This is a genomic window from Vibrio limimangrovi, from assembly GCF_054064025.1.
The window spans coordinates 83,144-100,578 of record NZ_JBSUGF010000002.1 but is presented as its reverse complement, the minus strand read 5'-3'; the positions used below and the strand labels follow the sequence as shown (position 1 = coordinate 100,578).

Sequence of the window (17,435 nt, the reverse complement as noted above, 5' to 3'; positions counted from 1 at the left end):
AGAATACATCAAACAAATCCGACCATTGGATAAAATTATGGAAAAATAGCAGAAATGATGTCAAATGCATGGAAATTGCATCTAAATTGCAATAATTAGAGTTAATGCTCTATTTGGAGTGTTTTAGGTAAACGTTTGCGTATTCAAGGGAGAGACGATGCCGCGATGTGACAACAACTCGCGGCACCAGAAGTTGAGCTAACTTTGTTTCAATTTATTACATAGGTTGGATAAGAGGTGTCAGTTCACGAGCGATAGTGTTGATATCCTCGCCCTGCTGACCCACCAAAATCATACTTGCGTTGCCAATAGGCTGAACAATACCGCTCATGCCTTCTTTGTTGAAATCTACGGCTTGTTCGCTTGATATTCCGGTAATGAACAGGGTGACTTTACCTTTCTTGCCCTGAAAAACCATATGCACGGCATTGGACTCGCCGAATCCACAGTGATTTAAGTAATAGACGTGATATGGAAAGTTCTGATTAAACTGAAAACGTAGCGGATACATTTTTGCGTTAATGAATGTACTCGGTACATTTTCGTCCAAGTTGTCAACAAAAGGCTCTTCGTTTATCACGTGTTTGATTGCGGTATCTGCTAGTGTTGCCTGGGCTGGTGAGACAATAATGCTACTCCAGTTGATTTGGCCAACCAACAAGCCTGCAACGAATGCGACTGATGCAGCCAGCGCCATGGCTCTTCGGGCAAAGGTCGGTCTCACGACTTTTTCTTCCCAAGTGTTTGAGCTTTGGCTAAATAAAATTTTGTCGGCAAGATCTTCCGGAACGTCTACATTCATCGCCTTTTTAATTTTTTCATCAAGATCCAGAACGTCTTCAACAAACTTATGATTGGAGTTGTTACCAGCCAAGGCCTGAAGTATCTTTTCATCCTTTTGTTTTGGATTCGACAAAATACGGCGACGAAATTCTAAATCATCCATTTTTTTGTCCTCTTTTAGTATCTTGAGAATCCAGCATCTCTTTAAGTTGATTACGAGCCCGGAACAACCGAGTCATAACGGTGTTTATGTTGAGTTCGAGGATGTCGCCGATTTCTTCTCCACTGAAACCACCCACGACTTGCAGAAATAAAGGTTCACGATATTCGACGTCTAACTTCATGATCTGTGCCTGAAGCCACTGTTGCTGATGATGAGGGTCGTCGCTGACCTTCGCATCGTTGCCATAATCATCGATATCTACTAAATCAAATTGTTTGCGTTCGAATCGGCGTGCGTTTTCTCGCCTTAGTATGGTAATAAGCCAAGACTTGGCGGCTTTTTCATCCTGTAAGCTATCGAGAGATTTCCATGCACGAAGACAAGTTTCCTGCACCAAATCTTCGGCAACGGCTTTATCTTTGCTTAGCCAGTAGGCATAGCGATATAAATCACGATGATAGCCCCGAACGAGCGATTCATATTTTCTTTGTTTGTCCATATCAGAGTTGACCGGACTGTTGGATTTTTTCTTTCCAAACATGTTAAACATGGCTGCAAGAGCCTCCGTTTTCTCGTAACCAGGCACATCGTGGCCATTTGGATATACAAGATGAGTGTAGCAGTATCATCAACTCCGTTCCGGCGCCTTCACTCTGGAACTTGTTATTTCGATTGAGTTAAAAAAATTAAGAAAGAGGGAAATGCATTACCTATTTGGCGGCATGAAAAAATTAGATCGCTCTAAAAGGCGATAATCAATATAAAATTGATCTATTTCAAAAACTCGATCAGTGAAGGGGTTATAGTAACTCCTGTCATCTCGTTGGTCCTCGTGGCTAACATGTTGAGCAAGATGACACTTCCTTTTGAAGGCTGACTTTACTTTCTCCTAATCAGGAAACTGATTAATGTTCAATTGGCGTAAGTTAATTGTTTTTATAGATATTCCGACCACACAGTTCTGTGTGGTTTTTTTTTGCCTCAATTTTGCTTTTCTGACCTAGCCTTTATTCAACTTGCTTCATTATTCATCGTCGGTTAATTGTGTATGCGGCATGATCCATCACAAACGAAGTAAGGCCATGATCAGAGCATAAAATTTACAATCAACAATTCAACACTAGACTAAAAGTTTAATTAAATCGGTATATTAGCGGGCTAAGAGTTATCGCGATTTGCTTACAATCGTCATAAGCATAAATCGTTATAAGTACATGTGAATTAGAGTAATTGATCTACTTACTTCACGTTTATCTACACACACCTTTGAGAAAATTAACAAACTGATTACAATGTGTCAGGTCAGACCTCTTGTTAATTAAGGAGAAATAATGGGCAAGCAGGAAGTAAAAACGCGCCATGGTGAACGCGTTGCTATTGTCGCAGGGCTTCGAACTCCCTTTGCTCGTCAAAGCACGGAATTTAGCCAAGTGCCAGCGGTCGATTTAGGGAAAATGGTAGTAAGTGAAATGCTTGCTCGAACCGATATTGATCCGAAATTAATTGAACAAGTGGTATTTGGACAAGTGGTACAAATGCCAGAAGCTCCTAATATCGCTCGTGAAATAGTATTGGGGACTGGAATGAGTGTTCATACGGATGCTTACAGCGTGACCCGCGCATGTGCGACGAGCTTTCAGGCTGCCGTTAATGTGGCCGAAAGTATTATGGCTGGCACGATTGATATCGGTATAGCCGGCGGTGCTGATTCATCATCAGTCTTGCCGATCGGTGTTTCAAAAAAATTAGCTGCTAACCTGCTGGCTCTGAGCAAGACTAAAACACTCGGTCAGAAGCTCAGTATTCTCAAAAACATCAGCTTCAAAGATTTAATGCCAGTCCCTCCGGCGGTTGCTGAATATTCTACTGGATTATCAATGGGGCAAACGGCTGAGCAGATGGCAAAAACACACGGTATTTCCCGTGCTGACCAAGATGCGCTCGCACATCGCTCTCATACTCTGGCTTCTCTGGCGTGGAAAGAGGGCAAGATTCAGGGAGAAGTGATGACCGCGTTTCCTGAACCTTACAGAAAGTGGATCTCCGAAGACAATAATGTTCGTCATGACTCAACGTTAGAGGGATACGCGAAACTGCGCCCTGCATTTGACCGCCAATACGGCAGTGTAACGGCAGCAAACAGTACACCTCTGACCGATGGCGGTGCTGCTGTGATGCTAATGCGTGAAGGTAAAGCGAAAGAGCTCGGTATGGAAATCCTGGGTTACATTCGCGGTTATGCTTTTTCTGCTATTGGCGTGCAAACTGACATGTTAATGGGCCCATCTTATGCGACCGCGAAGGTACTGGAAAACACGGGACTGGAATTGTCGGATCTTACTTTAATTGATATGCATGAAGCCTTTGCTGCTCAGGCATTGGCCAACGTAAAAATGTTTGCCTCTGATAAGTTTGCTCAAGAAAACCTTGGTCGTTCAAAAGCCATTGGTGAAATCGACATGGATAAATTCAACGTACTTGGCGGATCGATTGCATATGGTCACCCATTTGCTGCAACAGGCGCACGTATGATGACGCAAACACTGCGTGAGTTAAAACGTCGAGGTGGTGGTATTGCATTGAACACCGCGTGTGCGGCGGGTGGTCTAGGTGCCGCCATGATTCTGGAGGTTGAGTAATGAGCGAGCAAAAAGCATTTAGTCTGAAAATAGACGAGCAGAACATTGCTTGGTTGGCTATTGATGTCCCTAATGAAAAAATGAACACGCTGCAGGCAGTTTTTGCTGAAGAGATGAATGATATCTTCACTCAACTGAAAGATTCCACTGGCGTGAAAGGAATGATCATTCATTCCCTGAAACCTGATAACTTCGTTGCGGGTGCCGATGTTCGCATGCTTGATGCGTGTACGACCGCAGGTGAAGCAGAAGCATTGGCGAAACAAGGCCAAGCGCTTTTCCAGCAACTGTCTGACCTGCCTTTTCCGGTTGTGGCTGCCATTCATGGCCCCTGTTTGGGTGGTGGTTTAGAGCTGGCTCTGGCGTGTGATTACCGTGTTTGTACGGAATCAGATATTACACGTTTAGGTTTGCCAGAAGTGCAATTAGGTCTGTTACCTGGTTCTGGTGGCACTCAGCGTTTGCCTCGATTAATTGGCCTGTTACCTTCGCTCGATTTAATCCTGACGGGTAAACAGCTCCGTGCCAAAAAAGCCCAAAAGCTTGGAGTAGTAGATGCCTGTGTACCAGAGACGATTTTGCTCGATGTTGCTAAGCAATTGCTTGCCAAAGGTAAAAATAAAGGCAAGAAGAAGCAGTCAGCTAAAGAAAAACTGATATCTGGCAGTGGGTTGGGGCGTAAGTTTATCTTTGAGCAGGCAGCGAAGAAAACCAAAGAGAAAACCCGGGGAAATTACCCAGCAACGGTAGCGATTCTGGACGTTATCCAGCATGGTCTTGAAAAAGGATTGGTGAAGGGGCAGGAACTCGAAGCGAAGCGCTTTGGTGAACTGGTGATGAGCGCAGAATCGAAAGCGTTGCGTTCTATCTTCTTCGCGACAACGGAGATGAAAAAAGAACACGGTTCGGATGCCAAGCCTGCTAGAGTGAAAAAAGTCGGTGTACTTGGTGGTGGTTTGATGGGCGCCGGTATTAGCCATGTATCGGTGGCGAAAGCAAAAGTGCCCGTTCGCATTAAAGATGTGAGTAATGATGGCGTGTTGAATGCGTTGAACTACAACTACAAGCTGTTTGAAAAACAACGTAAGCGTCGAATTCTCTCTAAAGCGGAACTTCAGGCAAAAATGATGCAACTATCTGGTGGCATCGATTTTACTGGCTACAACCAACTTGATGTGGTCATTGAGGCGGTTTTTGAGGACCTTGATTTAAAACAGCAGATGGTCGCCGATATTGAAACCAACGCGAAGCCAGAAACCATCTTTGCCACCAATACCTCGTCGTTGCCCATTCATAAGATTGCTGAAAGAGCGGCACGACCAGAGAACATAGTGGGGTTACACTACTTCAGTCCGGTAGAAAAAATGCCGCTGGTGGAGGTTATTCCGCATGAAACCACATCCGATGAGACGATCTCTACGGTTGTGGCGTTAGCCAAGAAACAGGGTAAAACGCCAATCGTGGTGAAAGATAAAGCGGGTTTCTACGTCAACCGTATTCTTGCGCCTTACATGAACGAAGCTGCACATATGTTGCTGGCAAACGAACCGATTGAGAAAATAGATAACGCGTTGCTCGATTTTGGTTTCCCGGTTGGGCCAATTACACTACTTGATGAAGTGGGCTTGGATATTGGCGCGAAGATCATGCCGATTCTGATAAACGAGTTGGGTGAGCGGTTTAAAGGTCCGGATGTATTCGAGACGCTGCTTAATGATGGCCGAAAAGGCCGTAAGAGTGGCAAGGGCTTTTACACTTACAAAGGCAAGAAGAAAGAAGTCGATAAGTCAGTCTACAAGCTGTTGAAGCTGGATCCAGAGTCTAAGCTAAACGATAACGACATTGCACTACGTTGTGTGCTGCCAATGTTGAATGAAGCGGTACGCTGTTTAGATGATGGTATTATCCGCTCGCCGCGTGATGGTGATATCGGAGCGATTTTCGGTATTGGTTTCCCGCCGTTCCTGGGTGGCCCTTTCCGTTATATGGATCAGTTTGGTTTGAAAGAACTGGTTGAAAAAATGAACGAGTTTGCGTCGAAATACGGCGATCGCTTTGCTCCGTGTGACGGTTTATTGACCCGAGCTGGTGAAGAGCGCACGTTCTACTAAACTCTGAAATTCGACAGACAAATAAAAGGCTTGCATCTCGCAAGCCTTTCTTAATTTTGCAGAAGAGGTTATTTCTTCTTGTCTTTTTTATCTTTGTGACCCTGACCTGGGTTGTCATCACCGTGAACGCTCGCATTACCCTTCTTGTCTTTATCCCAATTTTTAGAAGTACAGTCATCTGACTTCACAGAGATATTGTCACCGCTCAAGCGAACACAGTCTTTACTCAGTTCAAAGTCATCACCTTTTACTGTGATTTCTGCATGGGCAGTTCCCAGTGGTAGTAAAATAGCAGCAAGTACTAGTAGTTTTTTCATAAATGCCTCATATGCAAGTAGTTGTAATTTGAGTATAAGCTAATTGGAGCATAAGCTAATTAGAGCATAAACTGCAATGTCGTTATTTCAAATTTCCGCCAATTTTATCCGAAACTAAAGTCTTTTTATCCCAATCCGCAATCTTTTGGTCGTAGCTGGAACTCTTCAATGGAGCCAATCTCTTGGCCTAAATGTATTCGGGGGTCATCAATGTGAGCCTGCCCCTGTGAATGCATCACCAATCGGTTGGCCGTCCTAGGCTTTAGCTCGTTCACGACGAAACGGATCATATCCGCACGAGTGAGTTTTTTCAGCTCGGCCAATACGGTTTCCCGTTGGTTAAACTCAATGTCTTTATTGCCAATAGCAACCCAAAGTCGTTGCGCTCGTCCGCGAAGCGTCGTGTCCGGAGTGGATATCTGATTCCAGAGGCCACGTTTACTGGTGTGCCATTGATAATCGCTGAGTTCAAGAAGCACCATATAAAAGGCATTTAAAAACTCATCGATTGAAGTTACCAGCTCTGCAGGCGCGGCGTTTGGCGATTGAACATAAAGGACAATGCCAGGGTGACGGTTTAGCGGCATGTTACCAGTACCCACCATATAGCCTAGTTGCTGCTTGGTACGAATTTCGTGAAAAAAAGTAGCTGACATCAAGTGATTTGCCAGTGAGTAAAGCGCGATGCTGCGTGGTTCGATATCCTCACATTGGTGGTAAATTACCACCGCAGAGTCTTGTTGGTTGCAGTTAACTTCTCGCTGAAAGCTGCCGTTTTGACCCAGCATCACTAATGGGCGCAGTGCTTCTTCATAACGCTGTTCATGGACACGTAATGCATCTTTCAATGTGGTTGCCATATCGTGTGCTTGCTGACGTTGCCAGTCGCCATAGACAAACATTTCTACGTGTAATTCAGCGAGAATTGACTCTACGAAAACCGAGAGCTCATCGACTTCAATTTGTTCAAGTGCTTCAGCAAGTGTGGCAAACGGAGGATTGTTTGGTTGCAATAATCCAGTTAATGAATTGAATAGTTGTGAAATGGGACGATCTTGAGCTGAATTACGCCAATTACGCAATAGTTGTTGTTTTATAGTATCAAAACGAGCCTGACTGAACTCACGAGCAGCGAAGCGGCGCAAGATCATGTCCAACAGCTGTGGAAGTTTTTGGCTAAAACCAGATAATGTTAGCGTCACTCCACCTTGATGGGCATACATGTTGTAGCCCATGCCTGCAATTTCGGCTTGGTAGGTTTCTTGTGCCAATGAGTCGAGAAACATTTCAACACAGAGGCGGGTTTTTACGATATTTTTCGGTGACGCGACCGCGTGAGAACTGTCTATTGCAATGTATAGCACGCCTTTCGGCACTCTAAATTCATCATCTTGTAAATGCCATAGCCGGAAGCCTTCCAGATCTTCAATTAACTCAGGTAATGAACCGCCATCTTCGAGTGGCATCGGGTCTAAATCGTAGCAGATATACGGGTTCTTCTCTGGTAACTCAAATTGCCAACGTGGATCGATTTGATGAAAGAAACGTATCTGTTCACTGGTAAACGGTGTTACCGAGTAAGGAGTGAAATACCATTCTGCGCTACGGTCATAGTGCAGCCCTTTGGCAATTAACGTCACTCGTACATTATCGACGCTGAAATACTTCAAAAGTGAACGCTGCAGATCTTCGTCATAGCCTGCCATTTTATAATCGCCATAAATGGTATCGTGCGGCTGATAATGCTGCATATTGACCACAAGATGGCTGACTAAATCGAGTGGGCGTGAAGGTTCCTGGAAACGAAATGCGGATTCAAGCACTGCCTGTTTTTCAAGATAGCGCCATTCGTCGAAGCCTTCTTGTCTCACGAGGGTCAAATATTGAAAAATCGCCTGAACGATGTCATCGACATGATCTAAACCAATTGGTGTGAGTGTGCAGCTTACGGTGAAATCTCTATAATTACTGCCACTTGCTCCGCCACCAGCAGAAAGAGAAGTGATCCATCCCTTATTCTTAAGCTGAATCATTAAGCTGCCTTGCCCTTCATAGCCCAGTAAGTGCGCAAAATAGGAGAGGGGTTTTGTGCCGTAGTACTCATCCATTCCGGGCATCGGGAAGGTTAGAATTAACTTTCTGAATTCTTTGATAGGCTCAATCTGAACGAATATACCGGTGCTGTTATCCGTACCAATCGGTACATCAATCGATTTTCCTTTCAAGTTATGATTAGGAATCTCCGCAAACATGCGTTCTACCCACGTTTGCTGATCATCGAGAGATTGTGGACCAAACAGCGTCAGAGTCATCAGATCGGCAGAATATTCTGAGTGATGAAACTCGACGATTTCATCACGTATGGATTTTCCCTCTCTGTCACCGAGCGTATCTGAATTACCGACAGAGAACTTGGAGAAAGGGTGATCAGGATTGATAACCTCTTTATTTACCTGATACAAGCGGCGTGAATCATCATTCAGTTTAAGCTTATATTCTGAATCAACAGCTTGGCGTTCTTTATCTAACGCCTCTTCATTAAACAATGGTGCGGTAAAGAACTGACTGAAGCGATCTAAAGCACTTTCAAACGCATTTGGGGTTACATCGAAGAAGAAACAGGTGTGCTCTGTCCCGGTCCATGCGTTATTCGTACCGCCGTGTTGACTAATATAGCTTTGAAATTCGCCTACTTTAGGGTATTTTTCCGTACCCAAAAAAAGCATGTGTTCTAGATAGTGTGCCAGACCCTGACGATCTTCAGGGTCGTCAAAGTGTCCGACGTTCACGGCTAGTGCGGCTGCCGACTGTTGAGCGGTATCGGAATGAATCATCAACACACGCAGATCATTACTCAAAGTAATGTAGCGGTATTGATTTGAATCGTTAGGACTTAAATGCACGATGCGTCTCCAGATTTCGCATTATAGTAATTATGAACCCTCACAGGGGCAGCGCAAATGTTGTGCTTCGACAAATACTGCTCTTTGCGTTTTTGTTCTTCGTAAGACTACTGCATAGACCCATCGCTTTTGCGTACGGGGTAGGGCTGTTTGAAGGAATGCACTGAGTTCATGACGTGGTCTCGCAGTGATGAACTGAGTATATTCTTTTTTAATAGATTGTTAAGAAAGTCGCTATCTTTGGCAAGCGAATTGGTATAATGAGCCGATAATTATATCAGTATATTTGTTTCGTCATTATTAATTTAGCCCCGATTGTCTTATTAAAGATAGCAGTCAACCTTTTGGTAGCGTTAGCTATCCATAGGAAATAACATGAAAATATTCATTATGCGTCATGGCGAAGCTGAACACTTTGCGGATTCTGACGCAGCCAGACAACTGACCCAAAGAGGCAGAGATGAGTCAGAGGCTGTGGCCCGGGCTTGTAAAGAGCAAGGCTGTACTCAATTCGATAAAGTACTGGTGAGTCCGTACATTCGTGCTCAGCAGACGTGGCAAGAAATCAGCGCGTATTTTTCAGCCAAAAGCATTGAAACCATCGAAGATATCACACCTTATGGTCAATCTGAATGCGTATTCGACTATACTAACGCGTTGATTGAAATAGAAAAGCTTGAATCTTTGTTGTTCGTCTCACATTTACCTTTGGTTGGTTATTTAACCGCAGAGTTTGTTAGGGATATGGATCCGCCAATGTTTTCAACATCGGGTTTGGTTTGTTTGGAATATAACCCTCAAACCCAACAGGGTGAAATACTCTGGCATATCACGCCATAAAATACAGGTAGACTAAAGGCAGGATAATCCTGCCTTTATTGTTTGAGTGAGGGATTATTTGCGTGAGAAATAGATTTTTAGTGCGGGTATTACTTCTCAGGAATAGAGAGTAAGACGAGTAGTGCGCCGTCACCACCAAACTCTAATGGTGCTTGATGAAAGGCCATAACGTCCGGGTGTTGAGCCAGCCACAATGGCGTTTTTTGCTTGAGGATATGTTTGCCAATCCCGTGTTGGACACAGGCACAGTGAATCTCGTTTTTTACGCAGTAAGCGATCATCGCGCCGAGTTCACGCTTGGCTTCCAGTTGTGTCATTCCATGCATGTCGAGGAACACATCAGGCACATAAACGCCACGGCGAAGACGTTTTACCTCATAGGTAGAAACATCACTACGTGCATAACGAGTTGGCCCCTCTTCACTCAACAGAGGAACAAACTCATCGGAAAAGTAAAATTCGGCGTCACTCGCTTCGCGATTTGAGCGCTTGATTTCTTTTTGCTGAGAATTTTTTTTTGGTTGCTGGATTATGGTATCCTGTCGCAACTTTTTTACGCCCTGTACTGCTTCCTTAAACAAGGCGAAATCGTCATCGTGTTCGGTGTCTTTTTTGTTCATTAGGGTAAATAATTTCATTAATAAACTTTATTGGCAGTATTGTAGCGCTTTTCGGAGGCAATTTTGGATAAGATTTTTGTAGAAGAAGCGGTATCGGAGCTACATACCCTTCAAGATATGATTCGTTGGACGGTAAGTCGCTTTAATGCAGCGAACCTGTTTTACGGTCATGGCACTGACAACGCGTGGGATGAAGCAGTTCAGCTCATCCTGCCAACCTTATACTTGCCTATTGATGTGCCTCCACATGTATTGAACTCTCGCTTGACGAGCAGTGAGCGTCTGCGCATTGTTGAGCGTGTTGTAAAACGTATCAACGATCGTACGCCAACGGCTTACCTAACCAACAAGGCGTGGTTCTGTGGTCTTGAGTTCTTCGTAGACGAGCGCGTACTTGTGCCACGTTCTCCAATTGGTGAACTGATTCAAGCTGAGTTCCAACCTTGGTTGGTGGAAGAGCCAACGCGTATCATGGACATGTGTACCGGCAGTGGTTGCATTGCTATTGCGTGTGCGCATGCATTCCCGGATGCGGAAGTGGATGCTATCGATATCTCCACAGACGCGCTGCAAGTGGCTGAAATAAATGTTCAGGATCACGGTATGGAACAGCAAGTGTTCCCAATTCGTTCAGACCTGTTCCGTGATCTTCCAAAAGAGAAATACAACCTGATCGTGTCGAACCCACCATACGTGGATCAAGAAGATATGAACAGCCTGCCAGACGAGTTTACTCATGAGCCTGAGTTGGGTCTTGCTGCGGGTACAGATGGCTTGAAACTGGTGCGTCGTATACTTGCTAATGCGCCTGATTATCTGACCGACAACGGTATCCTGATCTGTGAAGTAGGTAATTCAATGGTTCACATGATGGAACAATACCCTCATATCCCATTTACCTGGATTGAGTTTGAGAACGGCGGTCACGGCGTATTTATGCTGACTTACGACCAACTGGTTGAATGTGCAGAAGAATTCAAATTGTACAAAGACTAATATTGTTTCAAAGTAAACTGTTAAAACACCGAGCGTAGTGCTCGGTGTTTTTTTATGCGCTTTCTATGGCGATTAAGTGAAGATTTACTCTTTACATCAAAACGTAATAAAGCGACTATGAATCCACGAAGAATTGACAAGCAGTTGCGTCTGAGTTCAAGCAGACGTGGCGACAAGAACTTGAGGAAGTAATGGCAGGAAACAGTATCGGACAACATTTCCGAGTGACGACATTCGGGGAAAGTCACGGTATCGCACTGGGATGTATCGTAGACGGATGTCCTCCAGGACTAGAAATTACAGAAGCAGATCTGCAAGTGGATCTTGACCGTCGTCGTCCTGGCACATCACGTTACACTACACAGCGTCGCGAGCCGGATGAAGTGAAAATACTTTCTGGCGTGTTTGAAGGTAAAACAACGGGCACATCAATCGGTCTTTTGATTGAAAACACCGATCAACGCTCGAAAGATTACTCAGACATTAAAGATAAGTTCCGCCCGGGGCACGCTGACTACACTTATCATCAAAAATACGGCATTCGTGATTATCGTGGTGGCGGCCGTTCGTCAGCTCGTGAAACTGCGATGCGTGTTGCAGCAGGTGCGATTGCGAAAAAATACCTGAAAGATGAGTTTGGTGTAGAAATCCGAGCTTACTTAGCGCAAATGGGCGATGTTTCTATCGACAAAGTCGATTGGGATGAAATTGAAAATAACGCGTTCTTCTGTCCTGATGTCGATAAAGTTGAAGCGTTTGATCAGCTCATCCGTGACCTGAAAAAAGAAGGTGACTCGATTGGCGCTAAGATTCAGGTTGTTGCGACCAATGTACCTGTTGGTCTTGGTGAGCCAGTATTTGATCGTTTAGATGCCGATATCGCCCACGCTCTAATGAGCATCAACGCAGTGAAAGGTGTTGAGATTGGCGATGGCTTTGATGTTGTCAATCAACGAGGCAGCCAGCACCGAGACCCGCTTTCTCCACAAGGGTTTGGTAGCAACCATGCTGGTGGTATTCTTGGTGGTATCTCAACCGGCCAGGATATTGTGGCAAATATTGCGCTTAAGCCGACGTCAAGTATCACGGTTCCTGGTGACACGATAACCAAAGATGGCGAACCGACTCAGTTGATCACCAAAGGTCGTCACGATCCTTGTGTTGGTATTCGTGCTGTGCCAATCGCTGAAGCAATGCTGGCGATTGTCGTTATGGATCACTTACTGCGTCACCGTGGTCAGAACTATAATGTCACAACAGAAACACCAAAAATTTAAGCCTCGATGCGAATAAAAAAAAGGTTGCTGTTAAAGCAACCTTTTCTTTTATCTGCACTTTATCGCATCAGATTAATGAAGTGAGCTTTCAGTTTCCAAATGGAAAGAGGGTAAGCGCCATTTAAATCGGACTGCGGCCATACGCAACACATAGCCAATTACCAGCGTCACGATAGTGGCCGTGACGTCCGGTACATTAAATTCTAATAATGCTAAGTACAGACCAGAAGCGATTAATGCTACGGATGCGTAGAGCTCTTCATGCAGTACTAACGGAGTCTGACGACAAATCAGGTCACGAAGTAGCCCGCCAAATACGCCAGTCACCAATGCAGAAACCATGCAGATGCCAGAATGCAGTCCCATATCAAGCGCGACTTTGGTGCCTATGATACTAAATACGATCAAACCAAGCGCATCTAAACGAATAAATAAGCCTTTAAGCTTGATCACCCACTTTGCTAATCCAGTTGTCAAAATACCCGCGAGACAAGTAATAGCAAGAAACTCCGGGTTTTTTACCCAGCCGAGCGGATAATGTCCCAACAAGATGTCACGGACAGTGCCACCACCGATTGCCGTTGCGCTTGCAACCAACATCACACCAAACCAATCCATTTTTCTTCGTCCGGCACTTAACGCACCAGTCATGGCTTCAGCCGTGATACCAATGACATACAACACACTTAGCAGCATAAGGGACACTCAAAATAAAATATTAACAGGGTTTGAAAGGCTGGGGTAAGTGGTTCAAACCTAGCAAAATGCTCTAATCATCTAGGAGCATAAAATAAGACGTGAGTGTAGAGTGAAATGTGATCGGTGACGAATGAGAAATTATATGGGCAAAGGCTCTTTCAGATAAATTGAGCTAATAACCAAACCTGTTGTGTGGCTTTACGATCTGGATAAAAACAGCGACAATACGCAGCGTACGCCCGTATAAACGACTGAATCGATGATGACCCACGACTATCAAGACCTTATCACCATATTTAACAACACATTTCTTGAATCTTTTAATACGAAACTAGAGTTGGGTGCTGATGAACCCATCTACCTTCCTGCTGATGACGAGCACCCTAATCATCGGATTATTTTTGCTCGTGGATTCTATGCTTCCGCGCTTCATGAAATCTCGCATTGGTGCGTAGCTGGCCCTGAAAGACGTTTGTTGGAGGATTTTGGCTATTGGTATGAGCCAGATGGCCGTACCGAAGAGGTTCAAGCAGAGTTCGAGAAAGTGGAAGTGCGTCCTCAAGCGTACGAATGGTTGTTGTCGAAAAGTGCTGGCTTCCCTTTTACCGTTAGTTGTGACAATCTACACGGCGATTTTGAACCAGATAGGCTTGGTTTTATGCATAAAGTGCATAACGAAGTGTTAGGTATCTTAGAAGCAGGATTGCCACTGCGAGTAAAAATCCTTTCAGAAGCCCTTTGCACTTTTTACCGGACTAAGCCGCTGGAAGCGTCTGACTTTATCGTTAAATAACCTCAGAGATACACCATGATTATTGAATTTGAAGAAAAACTACTGGAACTGATTGATACGCGTATTGAATCGGCATCCGATGATGAACTGTTTGCTGGTGGTTATCTGCGTGGTCACATCTCTCTATCTGCTGCTTCTTGTGAAGAAGAAGGCATCAATGATATCGATGAGCTGAAAGCGCGTATTGCAAATAGCTTAGATGAAGCACGCACAGAGCTGAGCCCATCGGACCGCATTATCGTTAAAGATCTATGGCAAGAGCTACAGGCTCAGATTTAATCGCTCTACATTTCTACATTTCTACATTTCTACATTTCTACATTTCTACATTTCTACATTTCTACATTTTTCGAAGTAGTACTCGGTCTCTACTTCGAAAAATTTGAATCTCTCCGTAAAATTTTTGTGGTTGTAGGCCAACTCATTAACTTTTATTCTGATTGCATAAAGAGTGAACAAAAGGATATAACCATGAAAATCGTCGCATTTGGTGCTTCTACCAGCTCAACTTCAATCAATAAAGAACTTGCAACGTTCGCGGCTAAACAAGTCGAAGGTGCTCAAGTGAACGTATTGGACTTAAACAACTATCAAGTTCCAATGTTTAGCGAAGACACTGAGAAAGAGATCGGTCAGGCTGAAGGCGCAATTGCTTTCCTGAGAGAATTAGAGCAAGCGGATGCAATCGTCGTTTCCTTCGCTGAGCACAACGGTTCATACGCAGCAGCGTACAAAAACTTGTTTGACTGGGCGACGCGTATTGAGCGCAACGTATTCCAAAATAAGCCGGTTGTTTACCTGGCAACCTCGCCTGGCCCTGGCGGCGCGCAAAGTGTCTTGGCTGCGGCAACAGGTTCTGCACAGTTCTTTGGCGCAGATGTAAAAGCGTCGTTGTCAGTACCAAACTACTACGATAATTTTGATGTAGAAACTGGTTCAAGCCTAAACGCAGAAATTGCTGAGCAAGTTAAACAAGCGGTTGCTCAATTGGCATAAAGCAGGATAGATTTTCTGACAACGTTTTCTTCGTATTTCTCGGGAATGGCACATGTGTTTAGTGAGTGGTATCAGCCCCCACTTCTCTCTAAACACTGTCATTCCTTCGAGATAAGCGTGGTTAGTAGGGATTTTCCCAATAACACTTGGTTATTAAGATATTCCAGACCACGCTTTTTAGTATTTACCTCAACTTCACTAAAGTTCGGTAATCGCTTTACCTTTACGCAGTTTACGTACCCACATTCGGCTTGGGTGTAACTCTGTTAACACATCCACAGGCAACGGCAGTGGATCACCACAGATTTGCGAGGCCAGCAGTTCTGCCATCAGTGGCGCAGAACTCAGTCCGCGAGAACCTAAACCCAAAAAGCAAAACAGGTTAGGGAACTGGTGAATCGCTTCTATTTCCTCTTCTTTCTGATGCTGTAACTCGGCATATTGCGTTTTGATGGTCTCAAAATCACCTACATTACCGACGAATGGCAAATGATCACGGCTTACACAGCGAATGCCCTGGCGAGACAGGTTACCTGTTGTGTCGACTTCGTTGGTCCATGTCTGATTTGGCACACACTTGACGAGCTTGTCAGCATTGTCGCGTTGCGCTTCGGCATCAAACTCGTAATCTAAGTGACTGCGGTCGTAGCTGGCACCGATACACAGGTGTTGATTGTTCGGATTAACAGGCGTCATGTAGCCGTCATAACAAAGAACCGACTTCAGTTTAACGAGCGTTTCCGTTGCAGGAGCATGGCTTACCTGACCTTTCACCTGACCCATTGGCAAATCAGCAGATTGGCTCAATGAATTAAACTCGTGACCATTCGCAATTACAACGGCGTCGTGTTCAAAGGTTTGGCCGTTGGCTGTCAGAGTCCAAGTTTGGGATGCTTCATTCCAAGTTAACACTTGAACTTTATGCCCTAACTTAGCTTCAAAGTTATCTTGCTTTTCAAGCTGTGCGATTAATCCGCGTGTTAGCTGAGATGGGCATAGCCATCCTCCCATTGGATAGTGCAACGAAGGCATATCAACGGGTAAGCCAATCGTCTCTGCTGTTTCCTGGGCGGATAGTTTACGAACCAGATCCGGCGTAAAGTTGCCTTCAAGGATTTTTTCTAACTTTGCGGTGGATTTGTCATCCCACATTAATTGGGTGACGCCACACCAATCGTGGTCAAAGCTGAATTCTTGTGCGGCTTGTTCAACAAACTGACGCGCGAACAGAAATGCGGGTGCAAACACACGAGATACACCTGTGTGCGGGCCATTAAGTAGCGGATAAACAGCACCTTGTCGGTTGCCAGATGCGCCTTCAGCCGGTAGATCATCTTTACAGTATAGCGTGACGTTTTGGCCACGACGACACAGTGTTTTTGCTAAGGCTGCACTGGCGATACCGCCGCCAATGATGGCGATGGAAGCATGCTTACTTGCTGCAACTCGGTTAAACCATGGCAAATGATTTGAGTGTACATGACGCTGCTCCATTGCACCGGCAATCATTTCTCGTTTGGTACCAAATCCTTTTACTTTCGCCATCGAAAATCCGGCTTCGATTAGCCCACGGCGCACAAAACCTGCTGCGGTAAATGTCGCGACGGTACAATTGTGCTTTGCCAGCTTAGCCATGCCGTTAAACAAGTCTTGATTCCACATTTCTGGGTTTTTGCTCGGGGCAAAGCCGTCCAGAAACCAGGCGTCAATCAAGCCCGATTCACCATAAGGCACTTGTGGCATGCAGTCTTTGATATCACCAAACCAGAGGTCGAGCGTGATTGCGCCATCCTCCAGAACAATTCGGTGACATTCAGGAACGGCTGCCGGGTAGTGCTTTTGTAGTTTCTCTGCATACTCTGCTAACTCTGGCCAAGCTTGATGTGCTTTTTTGAGGTCAGCCTGACTGAGCGGATATTTTTCAAAACTGATGAAATGCAGCTCTTTTAAGGTCGCCTCAGGATTTTCACGACGAAACTCATCAAACCATTGCCATACCGCTAAGAAGTTCAGTCCGGTGCCAAATCCGGTTTCACCAATGACAAAGCGTCGTTGGTCAAAATCCTGCCATCTTTCCGGAAGATGATTTTTTTTGAGGAAAACGTAGCGTGTCTCTTCAAGACCGTTTACGTTAGAGAAGTAAACATCATCAAACTGGTCAGAAACTGGCGTACCAGAGTCGTTCCAACCAAGTTGTGCATTTTTTATTGAAGTCATATTGGTGCAAATTTGTGATTTGGCGCGGTAACAATGGGATGATTGTACGAATTTATGGGAAAGCTGACCACTTTTGTTAGC

The 17,435-nt window shown here is 44.8% G+C and carries 15 protein-coding genes; 8 read left to right on the top strand and 7 right to left on the bottom strand.

From position 1 onward, the window contains the following. Window positions 1-217: 217 nt before the first annotated feature. Window positions 218-946: a DUF3379 domain-containing protein gene (locus ACWYU8_RS02490; protein ID WP_457516846.1), complete on the bottom strand. Its 729-nt coding sequence runs from the start codon at window positions 944-946 to the stop codon at window positions 218-220. Continuing rightward, window positions 939-1,487: a sigma-70 family RNA polymerase sigma factor gene (locus ACWYU8_RS02485; RefSeq protein ID WP_457517329.1), complete on the bottom strand. Its 549-nt coding sequence runs from the start codon at window positions 1,485-1,487 to the stop codon at window positions 939-941. The genes ACWYU8_RS02490 and ACWYU8_RS02485 overlap by 8 nt, the downstream gene beginning before the upstream one ends. Window positions 1,488-2,277: 790 nt before the next feature. Between ACWYU8_RS02485 and fadI the strand changes: the two genes are divergently transcribed. Both fadI and fadJ read left to right on the top strand, forming a co-directional pair. Further along, window positions 2,278-3,585, top strand: a complete 1,308-nt coding sequence (fadI, locus tag ACWYU8_RS02480; RefSeq protein ID WP_457516844.1) for an acetyl-CoA C-acyltransferase FadI — start codon at window positions 2,278-2,280, stop codon at window positions 3,583-3,585. Next, window positions 3,585-5,696 carry a fatty acid oxidation complex subunit alpha FadJ gene (gene fadJ, locus ACWYU8_RS02475; protein ID WP_457516843.1) on the top strand — a complete coding sequence of 704 codons (2,112 nt, stop codon included), beginning with the start codon at window positions 3,585-3,587 and terminating at the stop codon, window positions 5,694-5,696. The genes fadI and fadJ overlap by 1 nt, the downstream gene beginning before the upstream one ends. 68 nt (window positions 5,697-5,764) lie before the next feature. Here the strand turns inward: fadJ and ACWYU8_RS02470 are convergent, their stop codons facing one another. Both ACWYU8_RS02470 and ACWYU8_RS02465 read right to left on the bottom strand, forming a co-directional pair. Further along, entirely contained in the window at window positions 5,765-6,013 is a 249-nt protein-coding gene (locus tag ACWYU8_RS02470; protein WP_457516841.1) for a CG2 omega domain protein, read from the bottom strand. A gap of 125 nt (window positions 6,014-6,138) precedes the next feature. Further along, window positions 6,139-8,916: an insulinase family protein gene (locus ACWYU8_RS02465; RefSeq protein WP_457516839.1), complete on the bottom strand. Its 2,778-nt coding sequence runs from the start codon at window positions 8,914-8,916 to the stop codon at window positions 6,139-6,141. A gap of 375 nt (window positions 8,917-9,291) precedes the next feature. On the opposite strand from ACWYU8_RS02465, the gene sixA reads away from it, so the two are divergent. Beyond that, on the top strand, window positions 9,292-9,756 hold the full coding sequence (gene sixA / locus ACWYU8_RS02460) for a phosphohistidine phosphatase SixA (protein WP_457516837.1): 465 nt from the start codon (window positions 9,292-9,294) through the stop codon (window positions 9,754-9,756). Between the two features lie 89 nt (window positions 9,757-9,845). Here the strand turns inward: sixA and smrB are convergent, their stop codons facing one another. Further along, window positions 9,846-10,376 (bottom strand): endonuclease SmrB, encoded by a 531-nt coding sequence (gene smrB, locus ACWYU8_RS02455; protein ID WP_457517328.1) that lies wholly within the window; start codon window positions 10,374-10,376, stop codon window positions 9,846-9,848. Window positions 10,377-10,439: 63 nt separating this feature from the next. Here smrB and prmB point away from each other — a divergent pair, with 63 nt between their 5' ends. Both prmB and aroC read left to right on the top strand, forming a co-directional pair. Then, window positions 10,440-11,372, top strand: a complete 933-nt coding sequence (gene prmB, locus ACWYU8_RS02450; protein ID WP_457516835.1) for a 50S ribosomal protein L3 N(5)-glutamine methyltransferase — start codon at window positions 10,440-10,442, stop codon at window positions 11,370-11,372. A gap of 191 nt (window positions 11,373-11,563) precedes the next feature. After that, window positions 11,564-12,649 carry a chorismate synthase gene (gene aroC / locus ACWYU8_RS02445; protein ID WP_457516833.1) on the top strand — a complete coding sequence of 362 codons (1,086 nt, stop codon included), beginning with the start codon at window positions 11,564-11,566 and terminating at the stop codon, window positions 12,647-12,649. Between the two features lie 72 nt (window positions 12,650-12,721). On the opposite strand, the gene ACWYU8_RS02440 is transcribed toward aroC, so the two are convergent. Then, window positions 12,722-13,345 (bottom strand): trimeric intracellular cation channel family protein, encoded by a 624-nt coding sequence (locus ACWYU8_RS02440; RefSeq protein ID WP_457516831.1) that lies wholly within the window; start codon window positions 13,343-13,345, stop codon window positions 12,722-12,724. Between the two features lie 265 nt (window positions 13,346-13,610). On the opposite strand from ACWYU8_RS02440, the gene ACWYU8_RS02435 reads away from it, so the two are divergent. From ACWYU8_RS02435 to ACWYU8_RS02425, 3 genes are all read left to right on the top strand, one after another. Continuing rightward, complete coding sequence (locus ACWYU8_RS02435) at window positions 13,611-14,141, top strand: elongation factor P hydroxylase (protein ID WP_457517326.1); 531 nt, start codon at window positions 13,611-13,613, stop codon at window positions 14,139-14,141. A 15-nt stretch (window positions 14,142-14,156) separates the two neighbouring features. After that, on the top strand, window positions 14,157-14,420 hold the full coding sequence (locus tag ACWYU8_RS02430; RefSeq protein ID WP_457516829.1) for a YfcL family protein: 264 nt from the start codon (window positions 14,157-14,159) through the stop codon (window positions 14,418-14,420). A 192-nt stretch (window positions 14,421-14,612) separates the two neighbouring features. Then, window positions 14,613-15,137 carry an NADPH-dependent FMN reductase gene (locus ACWYU8_RS02425; RefSeq protein WP_457516827.1) on the top strand — a complete coding sequence of 175 codons (525 nt, stop codon included), beginning with the start codon at window positions 14,613-14,615 and terminating at the stop codon, window positions 15,135-15,137. A gap of 198 nt (window positions 15,138-15,335) precedes the next feature. Here the strand turns inward: ACWYU8_RS02425 and mnmC are convergent, their stop codons facing one another. Then, window positions 15,336-17,354: a bifunctional tRNA (5-methylaminomethyl-2-thiouridine)(34)-methyltransferase MnmD/FAD-dependent 5-carboxymethylaminomethyl-2-thiouridine(34) oxidoreductase MnmC gene (gene mnmC, locus ACWYU8_RS02420; protein WP_457516825.1), complete on the bottom strand. Its 2,019-nt coding sequence runs from the start codon at window positions 17,352-17,354 to the stop codon at window positions 15,336-15,338. Window positions 17,355-17,435 lie beyond the last annotated feature (81 nt).

Bases quoted from the DNA above. Each gene is read 5' to 3' on its own strand.
- fadI (WP_457516844.1), top strand. From the start codon at position 2,278: ATGGGCAAGCAGGAAGTAAAAACGCGCCATGGTGAACGCGTTGCTATT.
- ACWYU8_RS02470 (WP_457516841.1), bottom strand. From the start codon at position 6,013: ATGAAAAAACTACTAGTACTTGCTGCTATTTTACTACCACTGGGAACT.
- sixA (WP_457516837.1), top strand. From the start codon at position 9,292: ATGAAAATATTCATTATGCGTCATGGCGAAGCTGAACACTTTGCGGAT.
- ACWYU8_RS02490 (WP_457516846.1), bottom strand. From the start codon at position 946: ATGGATGATTTAGAATTTCGTCGCCGTATTTTGTCGAATCCAAAACAA.
- ACWYU8_RS02435 (WP_457517326.1), top strand. From the start codon at position 13,611: ATGACCCACGACTATCAAGACCTTATCACCATATTTAACAACACATTT.
- fadJ (WP_457516843.1), top strand. From the start codon at position 3,585: ATGAGCGAGCAAAAAGCATTTAGTCTGAAAATAGACGAGCAGAACATT.
- smrB (WP_457517328.1), bottom strand. From the start codon at position 10,376: ATGAACAAAAAAGACACCGAACACGATGACGATTTCGCCTTGTTTAAG.
- mnmC (WP_457516825.1), bottom strand. From the start codon at position 17,354: ATGACTTCAATAAAAAATGCACAACTTGGTTGGAACGACTCTGGTACG.
- ACWYU8_RS02440 (WP_457516831.1), bottom strand. From the start codon at position 13,345: ATGCTGCTAAGTGTGTTGTATGTCATTGGTATCACGGCTGAAGCCATG.
- ACWYU8_RS02425 (WP_457516827.1), top strand. From the start codon at position 14,613: ATGAAAATCGTCGCATTTGGTGCTTCTACCAGCTCAACTTCAATCAAT.
- aroC (WP_457516833.1), top strand. From the start codon at position 11,564: ATGGCAGGAAACAGTATCGGACAACATTTCCGAGTGACGACATTCGGG.
- ACWYU8_RS02430 (WP_457516829.1), top strand. From the start codon at position 14,157: ATGATTATTGAATTTGAAGAAAAACTACTGGAACTGATTGATACGCGT.
- ACWYU8_RS02485 (WP_457517329.1), bottom strand. From the start codon at position 1,487: ATGTTTGGAAAGAAAAAATCCAACAGTCCGGTCAACTCTGATATGGAC.